The organism is Kitasatospora sp. NPDC001539 (genome assembly GCF_040298565.1).
Lineage (GTDB): Bacteria > Actinomycetota > Actinomycetes > Streptomycetales > Streptomycetaceae > Kitasatospora.
On the sequence record NZ_JBEPAK010000002.1, the window covers coordinates 79,856 to 99,524 of the forward strand.

Genomic DNA, 19,669 nt, shown 5'->3' on the forward strand with positions numbered 1-19,669 from the left:
GGGCCGGGCCGCTTCGCGTTGTCCTGCCGTCCGGTCAGTAGCGCGGACGGTTGAACCAGTTGACGCCGTCCCGGACGCACATGGCGGTGATCCAGATGATGCTGATCGCCAGCCACAGGAAGGCCATCACCAGGCCCACGGCGGTGCCGGCCGAGATGGCGCCCAGCAGGATGAGCAGGCCGACCAGGCCCCCGAGCGAGCCGTACACGATGGTGGTGACCCGGACGGTGTTGCCGCCCTTGCCGAACTTCGCGCCGAGCGTGATGGACAGCGCGGCGAAGAGCGCGAACAGGACGGCGACGACGATGATGACGCCGGCGGCGGCGTCGCCCATCGCGGTGAACGGGTTGTCGTCCGTCGTGTGCTTGATGGTGTTGGTGGCGTCCTTGGCGGCCGCACCGATGATCAGGTAGATGATCGCGAGGATCGTCTGCACGCCGCCCACGATGAACAGCAGCACCCGGGCGGTCATCACCAGGCCCGGCATGGACTGCGGAACGGCCGGCGCGTAGCCGTAACCCGGCGCGGCCGGCGGGTAGCCGTACCCCGGTGAGGGCGGCGGCGGGGCCTGCTGCGGGTAGCCGTAGCCCGGCGCGGGCGGCTGGCCGTACGGGTTGTTCGGGTCGGGCGGGTAAGTCATGGATGCCTCCGGGCAGTTACGGGACACGGGGACGGGACGGCGGAGGACCCGGTTGCGGCCGGCGAGTCGGGTCGACGACGGAACGGGACGGTATCGGAGCGCAGTGACAGCCCGGCGGCGGTGACGGGCGCGGGCCGGCTCAGCAGTCCGGTGAGGAACGGACGAGCACGCGCCGGGACGGGCGCGGCACGGCGAGGACGGCGCCGTGGCGGTCGGGCTGCTCGGTCTGCTGTGGTCGGATCACTGGCTCTTTCCCCCGGGTACGCCCCCGCCGTGGGATCCGTCGGCCCGTCACCGGGCCGGGTCGCGGCAGGGGATGCCCGCATATCGTCGTCCGGACGGCAGTACCGTGTCCAGCCGGTTCCGCGGGCCGGGCCGAGACTGTGGCGCAACCGCAATGTGGTGCGGACCTTCCGTACCCGTTCGGTCGCCAGGGCGGCCCCGGTACGGAGGGCGGCCGCGATCCGGGAGAATGGGGTCATGACTGCCCAGATTCTCGATGGCAAGGCCACCGCCGCCGCGATCAAGTCCGAACTCGCCGCCCGCGTGGCGGCCCTCAAGGCGAAGGGCGTCACGCCCGGCCTCGGCACCGTCCTGGTCGGCGACGACCCGGGCAGCCGCTGGTACGTCAACGGGAAGCACAAGGACTGCGCCGAGGTCGGCATCGCCTCGATCCAGCGCGAGCTTCCCGCGACCGCCACCCAGGAGGACGTCGAGAACGTCGTCCGCGAGCTCAACGCCGACCCGGCCTGCACCGGCTACATCGTGCAGCTGCCGCTGCCCAGGGGCCTGGACCAGAACCCCGTCCTGGAGCTGATGGACCCGGACAAGGACGCCGACGGGCTGCACCCGACCTCGCTGGGCCGGCTCGCCCTGGGCATCGAGGGCCCGCTGCCGTGCACCCCGCTGGGCATCGTCGAGCTGCTGCGCCGCCACGACGTCGAGATCGACGGCGCCGAGGTGGTCGTGGTCGGCCGCGGCATCACCGTCGGCCGCTCGATCGGCCTGCTGCTGACCCGCCGCAGCGAGAACGCCACCGTGACCCTGTGCCACACCGGCACCCGCGACCTCGGCGCGCACCTGCGCAAGGCCGACATCATCGTGGCCGCCGCGGGCGTGCCGCACCTGGTCAAGCCGGAGGACGTCAAGCCGGGCGCGGCGGTGCTGGACGTGGGCGTCAGCCGCAGCGAGGGCAGGATCGTCGGCGACGTGCACCCGGGCGTGGCCGAGGTGGCAGGCTGGATCTCCCCGAACCCCGGCGGCGTGGGCCCGATGACCCGCGCGATGCTGCTCAACAACATCGTCGAGGCGGCCGAGCGCCGCGTCGGCGTCTGACCCCAGAGGGACGGCGAGCATGACTGAACCGCGACCGGCGCGGTCCCGGCGCAGGCCGGTCAAGACGACCGGCACCCTGCCGCCCGAGGGCGCGGCCCCCGCCCTCGGGCGCGACCACGCCCTGCCGGTCCGGCAGTGGCCGATAACGCTGGTCCTGTCGGTGGTCGGGGCCGGCCTCGCGGTCACCTGGTTCGCCGACTTCAAGGACGGCTTCAAGTACGGGCTGCTGATCCTCGGCATCGGGGTGCTGCTCGGCGCCGTGCTGCGGCTGGTGCTGCCCGAGGTCGGGATGCTGGCGGTCCGCAGCCGCTTCACCGACGTGCTGGTGCTGGCCTTCCTGGGGGCCTCGATCGTGCTGCTGACCCTGGTGGCGCAGCCGAACCCGTGGCTGGAAATCCCGTTGCTCGACAACATCGGCCAGCTGATCGGCCGGCCCAAGCACTGAGCCCGCCCTGCGCGCGGCCGCGGCCCCCGTCCGCCCGTCCGGACGGGGGCCGCGGTGCGTCCCGTCCGGTCTGTTCTGTGACGCATCAGCCACGCCCGCACACGCGGCGTACGCTTCCCTTTGCGATAACCTGACGCCGGTCTCTCGATGTCGAGAGATCATCCTGGCTCCAGTGCCGGTGTGCCTGGGGCACCTGGCGATTTGCTGGAGAAGGTAGAAATGACCCGCACCCCCGTCAACGTCACCATCACCGGAGCCGCCGGCCAGATCGGCTACGCGCTGCTCTTCCGCATCGCCTCGGGCCACCTGCTCGGTGCCGACGTGCCGGTGAACCTGCGCCTCCTGGAGATCCCGCAGGGCCTCAAGGCCGCCGAGGGCACCGCGATGGAGCTCGTCGACTGCGCCTTCCCGCTGCTGCGGGACATCAAGATCACCGACAACCCGAACGAGGCCTTCGACGGCGCCAACGTCGCGCTGCTGGTCGGCGCCCGTCCGCGCACCGCCGGCATGGAGCGCGGCGACCTGCTGCAGGCCAACGGCGGCATCTTCGGCCCGCAGGGCAAGGCCATCAACGACCACGCCGCGGACGACATCAAGGTCCTGGTCGTCGGCAACCCGGCCAACACCAACGCCCTGATCGCCCAGCGCAACGCCCCCGACGTCCCGGCCGAGCGCTTCACCGCGATGACCCGCCTGGACCACAACCGCGCCGTCGGCCAGCTGTCGGCCAAGACCGGCGCCCTGGTCTCGGACATCAAGCGCGTCACCATCTGGGGCAACCACTCCGCGACCCAGTACCCGGACATCTTCCAGGCCGAGGTCGCCGGCAAGCCGGCCTTCGAGGCCGTCGGCAGCGACCAGGCCTGGCTGGAGAACGACTTCATCCCGACCGTCGCCAAGCGCGGCGCCGCCATCATCGACGCCCGCGGCGCCTCCTCGGCCGCCTCGGCCGCCAACGCCGCCATCGACCACGTGTACACCTGGGTCAACGGCACCGCCGAGGGCGACTGGACCTCCATGGGCGTCGTCTCCGACGGCTCCTACGGCGTCCCGCAGGGCCTGATCTCCTCCTTCCCGGTCACCACCAAGGACGGCAGGTTCGAGATCGTCCAGGGCCTGGAGATCTCCGACTTCTCGCGCGCCCGCATCGACGCCTCGGTCAAGGAGCTGGCCGAGGAACGCGACGCGGTCCAGGAGCTGGGCCTCATCTGAGCCCCGCCCGCACGGTCCGTCCCGGCGGCCCGCCCCCTTCCGCGACCGGGAGGCGGCGGGCCGCCGCCGTGTCCGGGGCTTCGACCGCACCGGCCACCTACACTGGCCCGCTGTGAACGAAACCCTCGGGGACGCCGCGCTCGTCCTCGTCTTCATCCTGCTGGGCGGGCTGTTCAACGTCGCCGAGATCTCGCTGATCTCGCTGCGCGAGGGCCAGATCCGGGCGCTGGAGGGGCACGGCACCCGGCGCTCGGCCCGTGCCGCCCACCTGGCCGCCGACCCGAACCGCTTCCTGGCCGCCGTCCAGGTCGGTGTGACCTGCATGGGCTTCCTGTCCGCCGCGTTCGGCGCCGACACTCTGTCGGGCAAGGTCGCCCCGCTGTTCGTCCGGGCCGGGCTGTCCGAGGGCGTGGCCGACGCGGTCGCCCTGGTCGGCCTCACCCTGGTGATCAGCTACGTCTCGCTGGTGCTCGGCGAGCTCACCCCCAAGCGGATCGGCCTCCAGCGCGCCGAGTCCATCGCGGTGGTCGCCGCGCCCGTGGTGGACGTGATGTCCGTGGCGCTGCGTCCGGTGATCTGGCTGCTCGGCCACTCCACCAACCTGATGGTCCGCCTGCTCGGCGGCGACCCGGCGGCCGGACGCGGCTCGATGAGCTCCGAGGAGCTCCGCGGCCTGGTCGCGGCCAACACCGAACTGGGCAGCGACGAAAGGGCGTTGATCGCGGACGTGTTCGCCGCAGGGGAGCGCCAGCTGCGCGAGGTGATGGTCCCGCGCACCGAGGTGACCTTCCTGGACGCCGAGCGCCCGCTGAACGCCGTACGGCACCAGGCCGAGACCTCGCCGCACTCGCGGTACCCGGTGGTCGAGGGCAGCGCCGACGCCGTGGTCGGCTTCGTCCACGTCCGGGACCTCTACGGCGCCCGCGGCGAGCAGGCCGTCAAGGTCCGCGACCTCGCCCGTCCCGTCAAGCTGCTCCCCGGCACCAAGCGGGTGCTGGAGGCGATGGGCGAGATGCGCCGGGAGGGCCACCACCTGGCCATCGTGGTCGACGAGTACGGCGGCACCGCCGGGATCGTCACCCTGGAGGACCTGGTCGAGGAGGTGGTCGGCGAGATCCGGGACGAGTACGACCGGCCGGAGACCGCCACCACCCGCCGGCTGGCCGGCGGCGGCATCGAACTGGACGGCCTGCTCAACCTCGGCGACTTCGAGGAGGAGACCGGCGTCACCCTGCCCGAGGGCCCGTACGAGACGGTGGCCGGCTGCCTGGTCGCCTCGCTGGGCCGGCTGCCCCGGGACGGCGACCAGGCCCGCGTCCCGCTGCACGGCGGCGGGGCGGTGCTGCTGACGGTGGCCAAGGTGGAGGGCAGGCGGATCGCCCGGGTGAGGGTGAGTGCCGTCACACCCGCCGAGCCTGCGGGGGCGGAGGTTTCCTGAGCGCCCGGTGGAACTGGAAGAATGGCCCGCATGGTCAACGCAGCGGTCACTGGTCCGGTCAAGGACCGTCCCCGGGTGCTCTCCGGCATCCAGCCCACCTCCGGCTCGTTCCACCTCGGCAACTACCTGGGCGCGGTGCGCCAGTGGGTCGACCTGCAGAAGGAGAACGACGCCTTCTACATGGTGGTCGACCTGCACGCGATCACCGTTCCGCAGGACCCGGTGACCCTGCGCCAGAACACCCGGATCTCCGCCGCCCAGCTGCTCGGCGCCGGCCTGGACCCGGAGCACTGCACCCTGTTCGTCCAGTCGCACGTGCCCGAGCACGCGCAGCTGGCCTGGGTGATGAACTGCCTCACCGGCTTCGGCGAGGCGTCCCGGATGACCCAGTTCAAGGACAAGTCCTCCCGGTACGGCGCCGACAGCACCACCGTCGGCCTGTTCACCTACCCGATCCTGCAGATCGCGGACATCCTGCTCTACCAGGCCGACGCCGTCCCGGTCGGCGAGGACCAGCGCCAGCACGTGGAGATCACCCGCGACATCGCGGAGCGCTTCAACTCGCGCTACGCCCCGACGTTCACGATCCCGAAGCCGTACATCCTCAAGGAGACGGCGAAGATCCAGGACCTCCAGGACCCGGGCGTCAAGATGAGCAAGTCGGCGTCCTCGCCCAAGGGCCTGGTCAGTCTGCTGGACGACCCGAAGGCCAGCGCCAAGAAGTTCAAGAGCGCCGTGACCGACACCGGCACCGTCGTCTCCTACGACGAGGAGCAGAAGCCGGGCGTCTCCAACCTGCTGCGCATCCACTCCGCGCTCAGCGGCCAGTCCGTCGAGCAGCTGGTCGCGCACTTCGAGGGCAAGATGTACGGCGCCCTCAAGACCGAGCTGGCCGAGCTGTTCACCGAGTGGGTGACCCCCTTCCAGGAGCGCACCCGCAGCTTCCTGGACGACCCGGCCGAGCTGGACCGGGTGCTCGCGATCGGCGCCGAGAAGGCCCGCGCGGTCGCCTCCGAGACGCTGGCGACGGTCTACGACCGGATCGGCTTCCTCCCGGCCGCCAAGCGGTGACTCCCCTCACACGCCTGCCCGGTGGTGACGACCTCCCGGAGGTCGTCACCATCGGCGTGTCCGTCAGCGTGCCCGACCCGTACGGGACGCTGATCCAGGACGCCCGGGCCGGGCACGGCGACCCGCAGGCCCGTTCGATACCGACGCACGTCACCCTGCTGCCGCCGACCGAGGTGCCCGCCGAGGCGCTGCCGAAGATCGAGGAGCACCTCGCGGCGGTGGCGGCCGCGCACCGGCCGTTCCGGATGCTGCTGCGCGGCGGCGGCACCTTCCGCCCGGTCTCCCCGGTGGTGTTCGTCCGGGTCGAGGAGGGCGCGCAGGAGTGCCGGCTGCTGGAGGCGGACGTCCGCTCCGGCCCGCTGGCCCGTGAGCTGGCCTTCCCGTACCACCCGCACGTGACGGTCGCGCACGGCCTGCCGGACGACGTCCTGGACCAGGCGTACGAGCAGGCGCGCGGCTTCCGGGCGTCCTTCACCGTCCCGGGCTTCTCCCTCTCCCGCTTCGACGCGGACGAGGTCTGGCGGCCCTGGCGGAGCTACGCCTTCTCCTGAGAGCCGGCCCCCGCCGCCCGGCCCCGGCACCGCTGAGCGCGGTGGTGCCCGACGGGGCCCTTCCCCCGTCGTCCTCCGACGCGCCACCGGCCGGCCGGCGGCACGCGTGACCTGCTCCCCCCGCCCTCCGCACGGCGTGCCTCCCCCTCCCTCGGCCCTCCCTCCCTCGGCCTTCGACTCCCTCGGCCTCCGACTCCCCTCCTCCGGCGAGCAGGGACGCGGAGCCGGACGCCGCGAGGCGCCCGGCGCGGTTCTCGCCGGGCGCCTCGCGGGTGCCTCAGTGCCTCGGTGGCGTGTTCACCGGTGGCGGGTGACTACTCCTTGCGGAGCATCGCGTCGACCACCCGGGCGGAGGCCTTGCCGTCGTCCAGATCGCAGTACGCCTCGCGGAACGCGGCCGCCTTGTCGGCGTACTCGGCCGCGACCTCGTCCACCCGGCCGAGCGCGGCGACCAGTTCCTCCGAGGTGGCCAGCAGCGGACCGGGCGCCTCGGCCTCGAAGTTCAGGCTGAAGCCGCGCAGGTTGTCCCGGTAGTGCTCCAGGTCGTGGGTGAAGAAGAGCATCGGCTTGCCGGTGGAGGCGAAGTCGAACACGCTCGCCGAGTAGTCGGTGACCAGCACGTCCGCGATCAGCAGCAGCTCCGCCATGTCGGGGTAGCTGCCCACGTCCCAGATGTAACCGTTGCCGGCGCCCGGGATCTGACCGCACATCACGGTGTGCCGGCGCACCAGCAGCACCTGGTCCTCGCCGAGCGCGGCCTTGGCCGCCTCCAGGTCGATCCGCAGGTCGATCTGGTAGCCGCCGTTCGGCCGCCGCCGGTCCTCGCGCCAGGTCGGCGCGTACAGCACGACCTTCTTGCCCTCGGGCAGGCCGAGCCGCTCCCGGACCTGCTCGGCGGTCTTCTCCCGGTCGGCCGCGAACAGCAGGTCGTTCCGGGGCGAGCCGCTCTCCAGGATCTCGCCCTTGAAGTCGAAGGCGCGCCTGAGGACCGGGGCCGACCAGGTGTTCCCGGCCACCAGCAGGCTCCAGTTCGGGACCTCGCGGGCCAGGCTCTTGAGGTAGTTGGAGTCGGTGAACCAGACCTTCTCGAAGTCGAGGCCGATCTGCTTCAGCGGGGTGCCGAGCCAGGTCTGCACGACCACCTGGCCGGGCCGGCGGACGAAGAAGTCGGGCAGGTGGGTGCTGGTCACGATGTACTTCGCGGTCGCCAGCGCCTCGAACCACTCCGGGCTCCAGAGCCGGACCGAGGTCGCCGACTGCGGCAGGTCGGCCTGCAGGTCGTCGTTGCCCCACAGGTGCTCCAGCGGCAGGCCGCGGCGGACCAGCTCCTCGTGGATGGCCCTCGGCGAGTCGGCGTACACGCTGCCGTGCCCGGCGTTGTACAGCACCGTGTCGCGCACCGGCAGGCGCCGGGCGGCCGGGTAGTGCTCGGTGCGCAGCAGCCGCTGGCGGTAGCCGGCCCGCTCCTCGGGCAGCAGCGCCGAGTGCGACTCCAGCGACAGCCCGTCGTGGTAGCGGCGCTCCAGCACTATCCGCTTGCCGCGGGACTCCACCTCCAGGGGCAGCGCACCGAAGCAGGCCGGGTCGATCAGCGCCGACGCGTTCGGCAGCTCGGCCGCCGACACGCCGACCGGGCGGAAGGAGACGGCCCAGGTGCCGGTGGCGAGCGGCACCCGGCCGGCGAAGGAGGCGGTCGGCACGGCGGGCAGCGCGGTGCGGAACCGGCCGTCCGAGATCTCCACCGGGTAGACGTGCTCCTCCTCGCGCCAGTGGTGCCGGACCACCAGCTCCCAGCGGTGGGCACCGGGCAGCGGGAACGAGCCGGCCAGCAGGAAGCCGTCGGCGCCGCGCGCGGACACCTCGTCCACCAGCGGCTGCAGCAACTGGTCGCAGAACTGCAGGTGGCCGCCCGGGGAGGGCTTGGAGTAGAGGGCCCGCCGCGGCTCGGCCGAGGACCGCGGCTCCAGCGGCAGGTGCAGCGGCTCGGGGGCGTTGCGGTCGTCCCAGGCCAGCCGGACGACGCTGCCGTCGGCCAGCAGCAGCGCGCTGTCCCAGCGGTCACGGCTGCGCTCGGCGGCCAGCGGGTCCAGCTCGGCCCAGGCCTCGCGGACGGCGGTCAGCTCGGCCACCGGGAAGGAGGCCGTGAACGGCTGGAGCGTGCCGACCGGAGCACCCAGCTCCAGCGGGAAGGACAGCTCGCGGTCCGACTCGACGTGGGTGAGCCGCAGGCGGGCCCCGGCGAAGTTCGCCCCGGAGCGGGCGGCGCCGGAGACCTCCACCCGGCCGTCCTGCGCGGCCAGGCCGGTCACCCGCGCCTTGACCGTCTCCACGTGCAGGTAGAGGAAGTTGTCCCGGACCCACGGCACGATCCGCACGTCCGGCTCGACCCAGTGCGTCGGGACGTACTGCGCGGTGTCGCTCCAACCGGCCGAGATGCGGCCCTTGTAGACCCCGCCCTTGCCGGCGCCGGCCACCAGGACGCGCCAGTGGCCGTCCTTCCACTGGCCGCGGTGCTTGAGCTTCTTCGGGTCCAGGGCGACGGTGAAGCCGGACCAGTCGCAGCTGTACAGGTCGTGGTTGCAGCTCGCGGTCGCCTCGGGGCTGTACTGGGTCTTCATCGGCACGGCGACGACCCGGCGGCCCTTGGCCTCGCGCAGCACCAGGGTGCGGACCATGTCGTGCTTGGCCGCCGCGCCCAGCTGCTCCGGGTACGCGTGCCCGGTGAGCTGGAGCTTCCCGCCGACCCAGGCGCTCTCGTACAGCCGGCTGCGCATGACCAGCGAGTTGTCCAGCTTGAGCACGCCGGCCGGCACGCTCTTGCGCCCGCCGCGCAGGAACGGGTAGTCCGCGTACGGGCGCAGCAGACCGCGGGCCTGCACGCCGCCGCCGCTCTCGCCCTCGTACTTGATCTGCTCGACCAGCTCGTCCACCCGGCCCGCCAGGGTCAGGTGGTACTTCAGCCGCAGCGGGGCGCGCAGCTTGCGGACCTGCTCGGGGCCGATCGCCCGGAGCAGCCGGCTGACGTGCTGGACGTAGGCGTCCCGGTACTCCTTGTCGCCGTCGACGACGGACCAGAAGAACATCGGGATCTCCTCGACGAGGGTGTTCTCGTCGTAGGAGCGCAGGTACTGGGCGAAGCGCGGCTCGGTCTGCTTCTTCAGCCAGCCGCGGACCAGCTCGACGGAGGTGACCCGGTCGATCAGGCCCTTGGGGTTGGTGCGCATCTGCGTGATCGACATCTCGCCGACCTCGCGCTCGCGCCAGTGGTAGATCGGCTCGGAGAGCACGTCGACGCTCTTGGCCAGGTAGTGGTGCGGCACGCTGACCGGCGCGTCCTCGTACAGGATGCCCTCGGGGTACAGCAGGCCGGCCGCGTCGAAGAACGACCGCCGGTACACCTTGTTCCACGCGGTGCGGTCGGTGACCAGCGCCGGGATCTCGGTGATGTGGGTCTTGAGCTTGGTCGTCTTGAACGGCTTCACGTGGCCGCCGGACTGGTAGTAGCCCACCGCGCGGAACCGCAGCACGTTGCCGGTGCAGAAGTCCGAGCCGGTCTCGTCCAGCGTGTTGATCATCAACTCGTACGCGCTCGGCGGCATCGAGTCGTCGCTGTCCACGAAGCACAGGAACTCGGAGTCCGGGTCGATGTGCCGGATGCCGGTGTTGCGGGCCGCGCCGAGGCCCTTGTTCACCTGGCGGACCAGCCGGAACCGCGAGTCCTTGGCCGCGTACGCCTCGGCGAGGGCCGCGCTGTCGTCCTTCGAACCGTCGTCGACCATGACGCACTCGAAGTCCGTGAAGGTCTGGGCGGCGATCGAGTCGAGGCATTCGACGAGGTAACGCTCGACGTTGTAGATGGGGACGACGATGGAGAGGCGGGGAGCCATCGGCTACGCAGGCCTTTCTCGGGAGGAGCGTGGCAGCCCGGTGAGGGCCTGGCCGCACATCGGAATCGGTGCGTACGTGCGCCCCGATCCTACCTCCGGGCTCCGGGCCCCCTTCGGGCCACTACGCTTGGGCCCCGTGCCCCGCTTCAGCGTCATCGTCCCCGTGTACCAGGTCCAGGACTACCTCGCCGAGTGCCTCGAGTCGGTCCTCGGCCAGGGCGGCCCCGACTTCGAGCTGATCGCGGTGGACGACCGCTCCCCGGACGGCTGCGGCGCCCTACTGGACGAGGCGGCCGCCGCCGACCCCCGGATACGGGTGCTGCACCTTCCGGAGAACGTCGGCCTCGGCCGGGCCCGCAACGCCGGCCTGGAGGTCGCCACCGGCGACTACGTGCTCTTCCTCGACAGCGACGACACCCTCACCCCCGGCCTGCTGAAGGCCGTCGACGACCGGCTCGCCGCCACCGGTGACCCGGACGTCCTGGTCTACGACTACGCCCGCACCTACGCCGACGGCCGGATCACCCGGGCCGCCTCGGCCCACGTCTTCGGCGCCGCCTCCCCGGACGTCTTCGACCTCGCCGCCCGCCCCGACCTGCTCGACCTGCTCCAGGTCGTCTGGAACAAGGCCTACCGCCGCGCCTTCGTCGCCGAGCAGCGGCTGGTCTTCCCGGCCGGCTACTACGAGGACACCCCCTGGACGTACCCGGCGCTGCTCGCCGCCGCCAGCATCACCCTGCTCGACCAGGTCGGCGTGCACTACCGCCAGCGCCAGGAGGGCGGCAACATCCTGGCCACCGCCAGCCGCAAGCACTTCGACGTGTTCGCCCAGTACGACCTGGTCTTCGCCTTCCTCGACCGCCGCCCCGACCTGGACCGCTGGCGCCCGGTCGTCTACGGGAAGATGCTGCACCACCTGAACACCGTGGTCGCCAAGCCCGGCCGCGTCCCACCCGGCGACCGCCGCGAGTACTTCCGCCGCGCCGCCGCGCACTGCGCCCGGCTGCGCCCGGCCGGCTACCGGCCCCCGGCCGGCGTGGAGGGCGTGCGCACCGAACTGCTCAGCCACGGCCGCTACGGCGCCTACCAGGCCGTCCGGGCCCTCGCCCGGGCCCGCCGACTGGTCAAGCGCTAGGCCCGGCCCCCCGCGGCGGAGACGGCCCGGAGGCCGTGCCTGACGGCCGTTCGGGGGACGGACCGGTATAACCGGTCGGGTGGACTTCCTGACCCGCCTTCCGGTCGTCGGCCCGCTGGTGGCCCGGGTGCTGCGCAGCCGCCCGTACCGGGTGTACGAGTACTTCACCGCCGCCCGCGGCAACCGGCTGGCCGGCGCCGTCACCTTCTTCGGCTTCCTGGCGCTCTTCCCGCTGCTGACGGTGGGCCTGGCGGTCGCCGTGGCGACGCTCAGCGGCAGCCAGGTGAACGACCTGCAGAAGCGCATCTCCGACCAGCTGCCGGGCATCTCGGACGCGCTCGACCTGCCGTCGCTGGTCGCCAACGCGGGCACGGTCGGGCTGGTCGGCGGGGCGCTGCTGCTGATCTCCGGCCTCGGCTGGGTGGACACCATGCGCACCTCGATCCGGGACCTCTGGCAGCTGCCCGAGGAGGAGGCCAACCCGGTGCTGCGCAAGGCCTGGGACGTCGCGGTGCTCGCCGGCCTCGGCCTGGTGTCGCTGTTCTCTATGGCCGCCTCCGCCGCGGGGACGACGCTCGCCGGGCGGATCGCCGGCGAGATCGGCCTCGGCAGCGGCTACCTGCTCACCGGGGTGGGCGTGCTGATCGCCATAGGGTGCGACACCCTGCTCTTCGCCTACCTGCTGGCGCCCTTCCCCGGGATCACCGGCCAGCGACGCCGGGACCTGCTGGTCGGTGCGCTGATCGGCGCGGTCGGCTTCGAGCTGCTGAAGCTGCTGCTCGCCTCCTACCTCGGCTCGGTGGCCGGGCGGAGCCTGTACGGGGCCTTCGCCACGCCGGTGGCCCTGCTGCTGTGGATCAACTTCGTCTGCCGGCTGTTGATGTACTGCGTGGCCTGGACGGCGACGGCCGACCCGGAGGCCGCCCGGGAGCGGACCAGGGCGCACGGCCGGGCGCTGCTGGCGGCGGCCGACGCGTCGGCGGCGGCGGAGGCGTCGGAAGCGGCGGAGACGGCGAAGGCGGCCCGGCCCCGCGGATGAGGCCGGGCCGCCGCGGCTCAGGCCCCGCCGCGGCCCGCTCGGCGCCGCAGGACCACGACGGCCCCCGCCGTGACCACGGCCACGGCGGCCGCGACGCCCAGGGCGGCCGGCATCGCCCAGCCGCGCCCGCCGTCCCCGGCCGGAGCCGCCGCGGTGGGCCGGTCCGCGGTGGGGGAGGGGTGCGGCGGCGGGGCCGGGGTGCCGGCGGCGCCGTCGGCCGGGTCGGTGGGCTGGGCACCGCCGGCCGGTCGCTCGTCGACCAGCCTGCCGACCGGCTTGACCTTGGCGGCGGCGGCGAAGCCCCAGTCCAGCAGCTCGGCCGTCTCGTCGTAGACCTTCTGGTAGCTGGCCGGGTGCATGACGGTCACCAGGAGCGTGCGTCCGTCGCGCTCGGCGGCGCCGACGAAGGTCGAACCGGCGTTGGTGGTGGTGCCGTTCTTGACCCCGATCAGGCCGGGGTACTTGCCCAGCAGCCGGTCGGTGTTGGCGATCCCGAAGCTGCCCCGCCGGCCGGTGTTCTTGTCCACGGCGCCGGGGAACATCGCGTCCCGGGTCGCGCAGTACGCCCGGAAGTCCGCGTTGCGCAGCCCGGCCCGGGCGAACAGGGACAGGTCGTACGCCGAGGAGACCTGGCCGTCCATGTCGTAGCCGTCCGGGGAGATCACCTTGGTGTCCTTCGCCTGGAGCGCGTCGGCGCGGGCCTGCATCTCGGCGACGGTCCGCTGGATGCCGCCGTTCATGTGCGACAGGACGTGCACGGCGTCGTTGCCGGAGCTCAGGAACACGCCGCGCCACAGGTCCTCGACCCGGTACTCCAGGTCCTCCTTGATGCCGACCAGGCTGCTGCCGGGTCCGATGTTCTGGATCTCCTCGTCCGCCACCTTGTGCACCGCGTTGCGGTCGAACTTGGGCAGCACGGTGTCGGCGAAGAGGATCTTCAGGGTGCTGGCCGGCGGCAGCTTGAGGTGCGGGTTGTAGGCCGCGAGCACCTCCCCCGACGAGGCGTCGGAGACTATCCAGGACTGGCCGGTGAGGTCCGTCGGCAGTGCCGGGGCGCCCGGCAGCGGATTGACCTGGACCCCGGGGAGCCCCAGCCGCTCGCCGCCGACCGCGGTCGACGGCGGCGGCGCCTGCGGGGTCGCGACCGCCGCCGGGGCGGCGAGCAGGACCGGGAGGGCCGCGGTGGCCGCGGCGCACAGCCGAGTGATCGTGTGACGGGGAGTTGGCACCAGCTGACCGTACCCACTACGGGCGCCGGCCGCTCGCCACTCCGGGCGGGTCGTCCCCGGGAGGGGCCCGCCGTACGCCGATCGGCGGCCGCGCATACTGGGGAGGCACACCGCCTTCACACCCCCGCCGAGGACCACCCCATGAAGCTCAGCCGCCGTACCTCCTGGTTCCTGACCGCCTTCGGCGTCTGGTCGGTCATCATCTGGACCACCTTCGTCAAGAACCTCTGGAAGGACTCCGGGGGCCAGGCCTTCGTGAACGGCGACCACTCCCGGCCCACCGCCTTCTTCTGGGTGCACCTGCTGCTCGCCGTCACCTCCTTCGCCCTCGGCATCGCCGTCGGCACCATCGGCGTGCGCGGCCTCCGCGCCACCCGCCGCACCCCGGCCACCGACTGAGAGCCCCGCCGCCGCGGCGGGCCCCCTGGCGGGGCCCGGCAGCACGAAGGCCCCGCCCGGGTGACCGGGGCGGGGCCTTCGTGCTGTCAGGCGGGGGTCAGAAGCGGCGGGTGACCAGCGCCCGCTTGACTTCCTGGATCGCCTTGGTGACCTCGATGCCGCGCGGGCAGGCCTCGGAGCAGTTGAAGGTGGTGCGGCAACGCCACACGCCCTCACGGTCGTTGAGGATCTCCAGGCGCTGCTCGGCGCCCTCGTCGCGCGAGTCGAAGATGAAGCGGTGCGCGTTGACGATGGCGGCCGGGCCGAAGTACTGGCCGTCGTTCCAGAACACCGGGCAGGACGACGTGCACGCGGCGCACAGGATGCACTTGGTGGTGTCGTCGAAGCGCTCGCGGTCCTCGGCGGACTGCAGGCGCTCGCGGGTCGGCTCGTTCCCCTTGGTGATGAGGAACGGCATGACGTCCTTGTACGCCTGGAAGAACGGGTCCATGTCCACGACCAGGTCCTTGAGGACCGTCAGGCCCTTGATGGCCTCGATCGTGATCGGCTTCTCCGGGTTGACGTCCTTGATCAGGGTCTTGCACGCCAGCCGGTTGCGGCCGTTGATCCGCATGGCGTCGGAGCCGCAGATGCCGTGCGCGCAGGAACGGCGGTAGGTGAGGGTGCCGTCCTGCTCCCACTTGATCTTGTTGAGCGCGTCCAGGACGCGCTCCTTCGGGTCCATCGTCAGCTGGTAGTCGACCCACACCGGCTCCGGGTGCTCCTCCGGGTTGAACCGGCGGATCCGGAAGGTGACGGTGATCAGCTGGACGCCACCGGCCTCGGCCGCGTCCAGAGCGGCCGAGTGCTTCTCCACGGTCGGAGTGCTCATCAGTACTTACGCTCCATCGGCTGGTAGCGGGTCGTGACGACCGGCTTGTAGTCGAGGCGGATGGAGGTGGTGCCGTCGGCGGCGACCTCCTGGTACGCCATGGTGTGCTGCATGAACTTCACGTCGTCACGGGTCGGGAAGTCCTCGCGGTAGTGACCGCCGCGGGACTCCTCGCGGGCGAGCGCGGAGACGGCCAGCACCTCGGCCAGGTCGAGCAGGTTGCCCAGCTCGATGGCCTCCAGGAGGTCCGTGTTGTAGCGGTAGCCCTTGTCCTGGATCGAGACGTTCTTGAAGCGCTCCTTGAGGGCGGCGATGTCCTCGACCGCCTGCTTCAGGGTGGCGCCGGTGCGGTACACCATCGCGTTGGCGTCCATGGTCTCCTGCAGCTCCTTGCGGATCTGCCCCACGGACTCGGTGCCGGTGGACTCGCGCAGCTTCTCGACCATGTCCTGGACGAGCGCCTCCGGGTTCTCCGGCAGCGGCACGAAGTCGTTCGCGTTGGCGTAGTCGGCGGCGGCGATGCCCGCGCGACGGCCGAACACGTTGATGTCCAGCAGCGAGTTGGTGCCCAGGCGGTTGGCGCCGTGGACGGACACGCAGGCGACCTCGCCGGCCGCGTACAGGCCCGGGACGACCTCCGTGTTGTTGCGCAGGACCTCACCCTCGACGTTGGTCGGGATGCCGCCCATGGCGTAGTGCGCGGTGGGCTGGATCGGGATCGGGTCCGTGTAGGGCTCGATGCCGAGGTAGGTGCGCGCGAACTCGGTGATGTCCGGGAGCTTGGCGTCCAGCTGCTCCGGCGGCAGGTGGGTCAGGTCCAGGTAGACGTGGTCGCCGTCCGGACCGCAGCCGCGGCCCTCGCGGATCTCGGTGTAGATCGCGCGGGAGCAGACGTCACGGGACGCGAGGTCCTTCATGACCGGGGCGTAGCGCTCCATGAAGCGCTCGCCGTCCTTGTTGCGCAGGATGCCGCCCTCGCCGCGGGCGCCCTCGGTGAGCAGGATGCCCATGCGCCAGATGCCCGTCGGGTGGAACTGGAAGAACTCCATGTCCTCCAGCGGCAGGCCGCGGCGGTAGGCCACCGCCTGGCCGTCACCGGTGAGGGTGTGGGCGTTCGAGGAGACCTTGAACATCTTGCCGGTGCCGCCGGAGGCGAACACGACCGACTTGGCCTGGAAGACGTGGATCTCGCCGGTGGCCAGCTCGTAGGCGACGACGCCGGCCGTCTTGCCCTCGTTGAGCAGCAGGTCGAGGACGTAGTACTCGTTGAAGAACTCGACGCCGTGCTTGACGCAGTTCTGGAACAGCGTCTGGAGGATCATGTGGCCGGTGCGGTCGGCCGCGTAGCACGAGCGGCGGACCGGGGCCTCGCCGTGGTTGCGGGAGTGACCGCCGAAGCGGCGCTGGTCGATCCGGCCCTGCTCGGTGCGGGAGAAGGGCAGACCCATCTTCTCCAGGTCGAGGACGGCGTCGATGGCCTCCTTGCACATGATCTCGGCGGCGTCCTGGTCGACCAGGTAGTCACCACCCTTGACCGTGTCGAAGGTGTGCCACTCCCAGTTGTCCTCCTCGACGTTGGCGAGGGCGGCGCACATGCCGCCCTGGGCCGCGCCGGTGTGGGACCGGGTGGGGTAGAGCTTGGTCAGGACGGCGGTGCGGCTGCGCTGCGTGGCCTCGATGGCCGCGCGCATGCCGGCGCCGCCGGCGCCGACGATGACGGTGTCGTACTGGTGAATCTGCATGGGGGGTTAACTCGCCTCTGGCCTCTGCCGATGGTCGATGGTGCTCGCGGCTCAGATGTTGGGGTCGAAGGTGAAGATCACCAGGGTGCCGAGCAGCACGGTGAAGACCGTGGCGGTACCCATGAGCCCCTTGAGCCAGAGCCGGGTCGAGTCCTTCTCGGCGTAGTCGTTGATGACCTGACGCATGCCGTTGGCGCCGTGCAGCATGGCGAGCCAGAGCATCAGGAGGTCCCAGCCCTGCCAGAACGGCGAGGCCCAGCGGCCGGCCACGAAGGCGAAGCCGATCTTGGAGACGCCTCCGTCGAGGACCAGCATGATCAGCAGGTGGCCGAGGATCAGCACGACCAGGACGACACCGGACAGGCGCATGAAGAGCCAGGCCAGCATCTCGAAGTTGGTGCGGGTGCGGCGCGGCGTCCGCGCGGTCCGCTTGCGCGGCGGCTCGATGACGAAGGCGTCGGCCGGGTTGCCGGTGCCGAGGCCCTTGCCGGTGTGCGCGTGCTTGGACGGGACGACGACGGCGTCCGAGATTTCCGTGGACATGTCTCAGCTCACTTCCCGAACCAGGAGATCAGCGTGTGCTGCAGGATCCCGTAGAACGAGCCGGCCATCAGGACGACCCAGACTCCGACCACGGTCCAGAGCATCTGCTTCTGGTACTTCGGGCCCTTGGACCAGAAGTCCACGGCCACGACGCGCAGGCCGTTGAGGGCGTGGAACAGGATGGCGGCCACCAGGCCGTACTCCATCAGGTTCACGAGGGGAGTCTTGTACGTCTGGATGACGGTGTCGTAGGACTCCGGCGACACTCGCACCAGGGCGGTGTCCAGGACGTGGGCGAACAGGAAGAAGAAGATGAGGACGCCGGTGACTCGATGAGCCACCCAGCTCCACATGCCTTCCCGGCCGCGGTACAGCGTTCCAGCCGGCACGGAAAAACCCTCCGGAAGCGATTGGGGGCTCGGCCGGCTTCGGTGTCGGTCAGCCCGGCCGGGTCGGTCCACCGGCCGCGAGCATCCTATCGACGCGTTCTCGGTAACCGCCTCCGGGGCCCCCAGGTGTGATCAATCAGGCACTTCTGGCCTAGCCGCGCGGGAACCGGACGCCGTTCGGTGGCTCTGGGTGACCGTACGGCTGCGCTGCGGTGGCGAACTCCCGTCCGCCGACACCCCGCCGAGGCGCCCGTGCCGCTCCGCCCCGCCCGTCCGCGCGCCGTCCTGGTCGGTCTGCTGCTGTTCGCCGCGGGCTGCACCACGGTCGGCGGCCCCGGGGACCGCGCGGGCGGCCGGCCGGGAGCTGTCCGCGGCCGAGCTGCGGGCCGCCGCGGTGGTCGGCACCGACCTCGGGCCGGGGTACACGGTGACGCTGATCGCCCCCGGTCGCGGCGGCGCCGGGGCGGCCGCCGGCTTGGAGACCGCGGACGTCGCCGCCTGCCAGCCGCTGCTGGACGCGGTCGGCCCGGCCGTTCCGACGGGCGCGGAACCTGGCCAGGCGGGCGCGCCGGGAGCGGGGACGGCGGCCTCGCCCTCGCCGGGATCCGGTCACCCGTACGCGGAGACCGAGCTGAGCGTGGCCTGGTCCGCCGATCCGAAGGCCGAGGTGCACGGCGGGCTGCTCGGCTACCCGGCCGGCGGGGCGGCCGCACTGCAGGCGGAACTGGAGCAGCTGTTCGGCCGCTGCGCCGCCTTCACCTCCGCCGTCCCGGCGCCGCCGGCCGAGCGGGCGGGGGAGAGGGTGCCGGTCCGTACCAGGCACCGGCTGAACAGGGAGGACACGCCCACGCCCGAGGGAGCCGGCTCGGCGATCGGATTCACCCTCACGAATGAATCGGGTACGGCGGTGCCGGCCCGGCGGGCCGTGCTCGTCCGGGTCGGGCCGGCGCTCGCGGTGTTCACCACCCTCGGGGTCGCCGCCGAACCGGCCGGCCCGCCGGACGAGCGGGTCGTCCGGCGGCAGGTGGCCAAGCTGCGCGCCGCGCAGGCGGGCCCGGAGTAGCCGGGGCTCAGCGGGCCCCGGCCTCCGAGTGGGTGGCGACCAGGTGCTCCAGCCGGGTCAGGGCGATCCGGCGGAGTTCGTCCGCCGCGATCAGCCGCTCCTCGTCCGGGTCGTTGGCCAGCCGGGTGCGGATCGAGGAGAGCACGGTGTCGAGCATCTCCTCCGGTTCGACGCCGTCCAGGCAGACCACGAACACGTGGCCGAACCGGGCCTCGTACGCGGCGTGCGCGGCGCGCAGCGCGGTATGCGCCGCCTGGCTGCCGGGCGCCCGCATGCCGAGCAGCGGCTGCGGCATCCAGCTCTCGTCCGCCAGCGCCTCGGTCAGGTCGGCCGGGCGCAGGTCGTAGGAGGCCTCACTGGCGGCGGCCAGCAGGGACTCTATGTCGGGGTACGGCCGGTGCGCGGTGAGCCGCAGTGCCCAGCGGTGGCTGCCGCAGCACGCGAGCAGGGCCTCCTCGGCGGCGCCGGCGTCGGCCTCGTTGAAGCGGTGCAGGCCGAGGAGGGTCGGCTCGGCGCTGACGTCGGGCCGCTGTGGCGGGATGTCGCTGGCCAGCGGGTCCTCCTCGTGAGGGCGGGAAGGTGCCGGTGGAGTGGGTGGTGCGGCGGGTGGAGTGCGGGGCCTGCGGGGGCGCGCGGCGTCGGCAGGCTGCGTCTCAAAGGTAGTTGAGCCGTCATCAGTT

18 protein-coding genes are annotated in these 19,669 nt (G+C 72.1%); 10 read left to right on the forward strand and 8 right to left on the reverse strand.

The features are described 5' to 3' along the window. Positions 1-34 precede the first annotated feature (34 nt). Positions 35-640, reverse strand: coding sequence for a hypothetical protein (locus tag ABT247_RS00985; RefSeq protein WP_350735861.1), 606 nt, complete (start codon positions 638-640; stop codon positions 35-37). 480 nt (positions 641-1,120) lie between these two features. Between ABT247_RS00985 and ABT247_RS00990 the strand changes: the two genes are divergently transcribed. The 6 genes from ABT247_RS00990 to ABT247_RS01015 all read left to right on the forward strand — a co-directional run bounded on the left by ABT247_RS00990 (position 1,121) and on the right by ABT247_RS01015 (position 6,692). Continuing rightward, positions 1,121-1,975 carry a bifunctional methylenetetrahydrofolate dehydrogenase/methenyltetrahydrofolate cyclohydrolase gene (locus tag ABT247_RS00990; protein ID WP_350735864.1) on the forward strand — a complete coding sequence of 285 codons (855 nt, stop codon included), beginning with the start codon at positions 1,121-1,123 and terminating at the stop codon, positions 1,973-1,975. Positions 1,976-1,994: 19 nt separating this feature from the next. Beyond that, the gene (locus tag ABT247_RS00995) at positions 1,995-2,420 is read left to right on the forward strand and encodes a DUF3017 domain-containing protein (protein ID WP_350735867.1); all 426 of its coding nucleotides are present in this window, start codon (positions 1,995-1,997) and stop codon (positions 2,418-2,420) included. Between the two features lie 219 nt (positions 2,421-2,639). Beyond that, positions 2,640-3,632, forward strand: coding sequence for a malate dehydrogenase (locus ABT247_RS01000; RefSeq protein ID WP_350735870.1), 993 nt, complete (start codon positions 2,640-2,642; stop codon positions 3,630-3,632). Positions 3,633-3,744: 112 nt separating this feature from the next. Continuing rightward, complete coding sequence (locus ABT247_RS01005) at positions 3,745-5,070, forward strand: hemolysin family protein (protein WP_350735873.1); 1,326 nt, start codon at positions 3,745-3,747, stop codon at positions 5,068-5,070. 30 nt (positions 5,071-5,100) lie between these two features. Continuing rightward, a complete protein-coding gene (trpS, locus tag ABT247_RS01010; RefSeq protein ID WP_350735876.1) occupies positions 5,101-6,141 on the forward strand; it encodes a tryptophan--tRNA ligase in 1,041 nt (346 codons plus the stop codon). Next, positions 6,138-6,692, forward strand: coding sequence for a 2'-5' RNA ligase family protein (locus ABT247_RS01015; RefSeq protein ID WP_350735879.1), 555 nt, complete (start codon positions 6,138-6,140; stop codon positions 6,690-6,692). The genes trpS and ABT247_RS01015 overlap by 4 nt, the downstream gene beginning before the upstream one ends. A gap of 314 nt (positions 6,693-7,006) precedes the next feature. Here ABT247_RS01015 and ABT247_RS01020 read toward each other — a convergent pair whose 3' ends face one another. Then, positions 7,007-10,579, reverse strand: coding sequence for a bifunctional glycosyltransferase/CDP-glycerol:glycerophosphate glycerophosphotransferase (locus ABT247_RS01020; protein WP_350735882.1), 3,573 nt, complete (start codon positions 10,577-10,579; stop codon positions 7,007-7,009). Positions 10,580-10,715: 136 nt separating this feature from the next. Between ABT247_RS01020 and ABT247_RS01025 the strand changes: the two genes are divergently transcribed. Continuing rightward, the gene (locus ABT247_RS01025) at positions 10,716-11,714 is read left to right on the forward strand and encodes a glycosyltransferase family 2 protein (RefSeq protein WP_350735885.1); all 999 of its coding nucleotides are present in this window, start codon (positions 10,716-10,718) and stop codon (positions 11,712-11,714) included. Positions 11,715-11,793: 79 nt separating this feature from the next. After that, complete coding sequence (locus ABT247_RS01030) at positions 11,794-12,753, forward strand: YihY/virulence factor BrkB family protein (RefSeq protein ID WP_350735887.1); 960 nt, start codon at positions 11,794-11,796, stop codon at positions 12,751-12,753. Between the two features lie 17 nt (positions 12,754-12,770). Here the strand turns inward: ABT247_RS01030 and ABT247_RS01035 are convergent, their stop codons facing one another. Beyond that, positions 12,771-13,982: a D-alanyl-D-alanine carboxypeptidase family protein gene (locus ABT247_RS01035; protein ID WP_350735890.1), complete on the reverse strand. Its 1,212-nt coding sequence runs from the start codon at positions 13,980-13,982 to the stop codon at positions 12,771-12,773. Positions 13,983-14,123: 141 nt separating this feature from the next. Here ABT247_RS01035 and ABT247_RS01040 point away from each other — a divergent pair, with 141 nt between their 5' ends. Then, positions 14,124-14,381 carry an SCO4848 family membrane protein gene (locus ABT247_RS01040; RefSeq protein ID WP_350735894.1) on the forward strand — a complete coding sequence of 86 codons (258 nt, stop codon included), beginning with the start codon at positions 14,124-14,126 and terminating at the stop codon, positions 14,379-14,381. Positions 14,382-14,478: 97 nt separating this feature from the next. On the opposite strand, the gene ABT247_RS01045 is transcribed toward ABT247_RS01040, so the two are convergent. Genes ABT247_RS01045 through sdhC form a run of 4 tightly spaced genes read right to left on the reverse strand, consistent with a single transcriptional unit; the run spans position 14,479 to position 17,926 of the window. Further along, positions 14,479-15,252, reverse strand: coding sequence for a succinate dehydrogenase iron-sulfur subunit (locus ABT247_RS01045; protein WP_350735897.1), 774 nt, complete (start codon positions 15,250-15,252; stop codon positions 14,479-14,481). Beyond that, entirely contained in the window at positions 15,252-16,994 is a 1,743-nt protein-coding gene (gene sdhA, locus ABT247_RS01050) for a succinate dehydrogenase flavoprotein subunit (protein WP_350735900.1), read from the reverse strand. The genes ABT247_RS01045 and sdhA overlap by 1 nt, the downstream gene beginning before the upstream one ends. A 51-nt stretch (positions 16,995-17,045) precedes the next feature. Continuing rightward, a complete protein-coding gene (gene sdhD, locus ABT247_RS01055) occupies positions 17,046-17,537 on the reverse strand; it encodes a succinate dehydrogenase, hydrophobic membrane anchor protein (protein WP_350735903.1) in 492 nt (163 codons plus the stop codon). Between the two features lie 8 nt (positions 17,538-17,545). Next, positions 17,546-17,926 carry a succinate dehydrogenase, cytochrome b556 subunit gene (sdhC, locus tag ABT247_RS01060; protein ID WP_033332398.1) on the reverse strand — a complete coding sequence of 127 codons (381 nt, stop codon included), beginning with the start codon at positions 17,924-17,926 and terminating at the stop codon, positions 17,546-17,548. Positions 17,927-18,116: 190 nt separating this feature from the next. Here sdhC and ABT247_RS01065 point away from each other — a divergent pair, with 190 nt between their 5' ends. Then, on the forward strand, positions 18,117-18,989 hold the full coding sequence (locus tag ABT247_RS01065) for a hypothetical protein (protein WP_350735906.1): 873 nt from the start codon (positions 18,117-18,119) through the stop codon (positions 18,987-18,989). A 7-nt stretch (positions 18,990-18,996) separates the two neighbouring features. Here ABT247_RS01065 and ABT247_RS01070 read toward each other — a convergent pair whose 3' ends face one another. Continuing rightward, positions 18,997-19,530: a 2-oxo-4-hydroxy-4-carboxy-5-ureidoimidazoline decarboxylase gene (locus ABT247_RS01070; RefSeq protein WP_502892359.1), complete on the reverse strand. Its 534-nt coding sequence runs from the start codon at positions 19,528-19,530 to the stop codon at positions 18,997-18,999. Between the last annotated feature and the right edge of the window lie 139 nt (positions 19,531-19,669).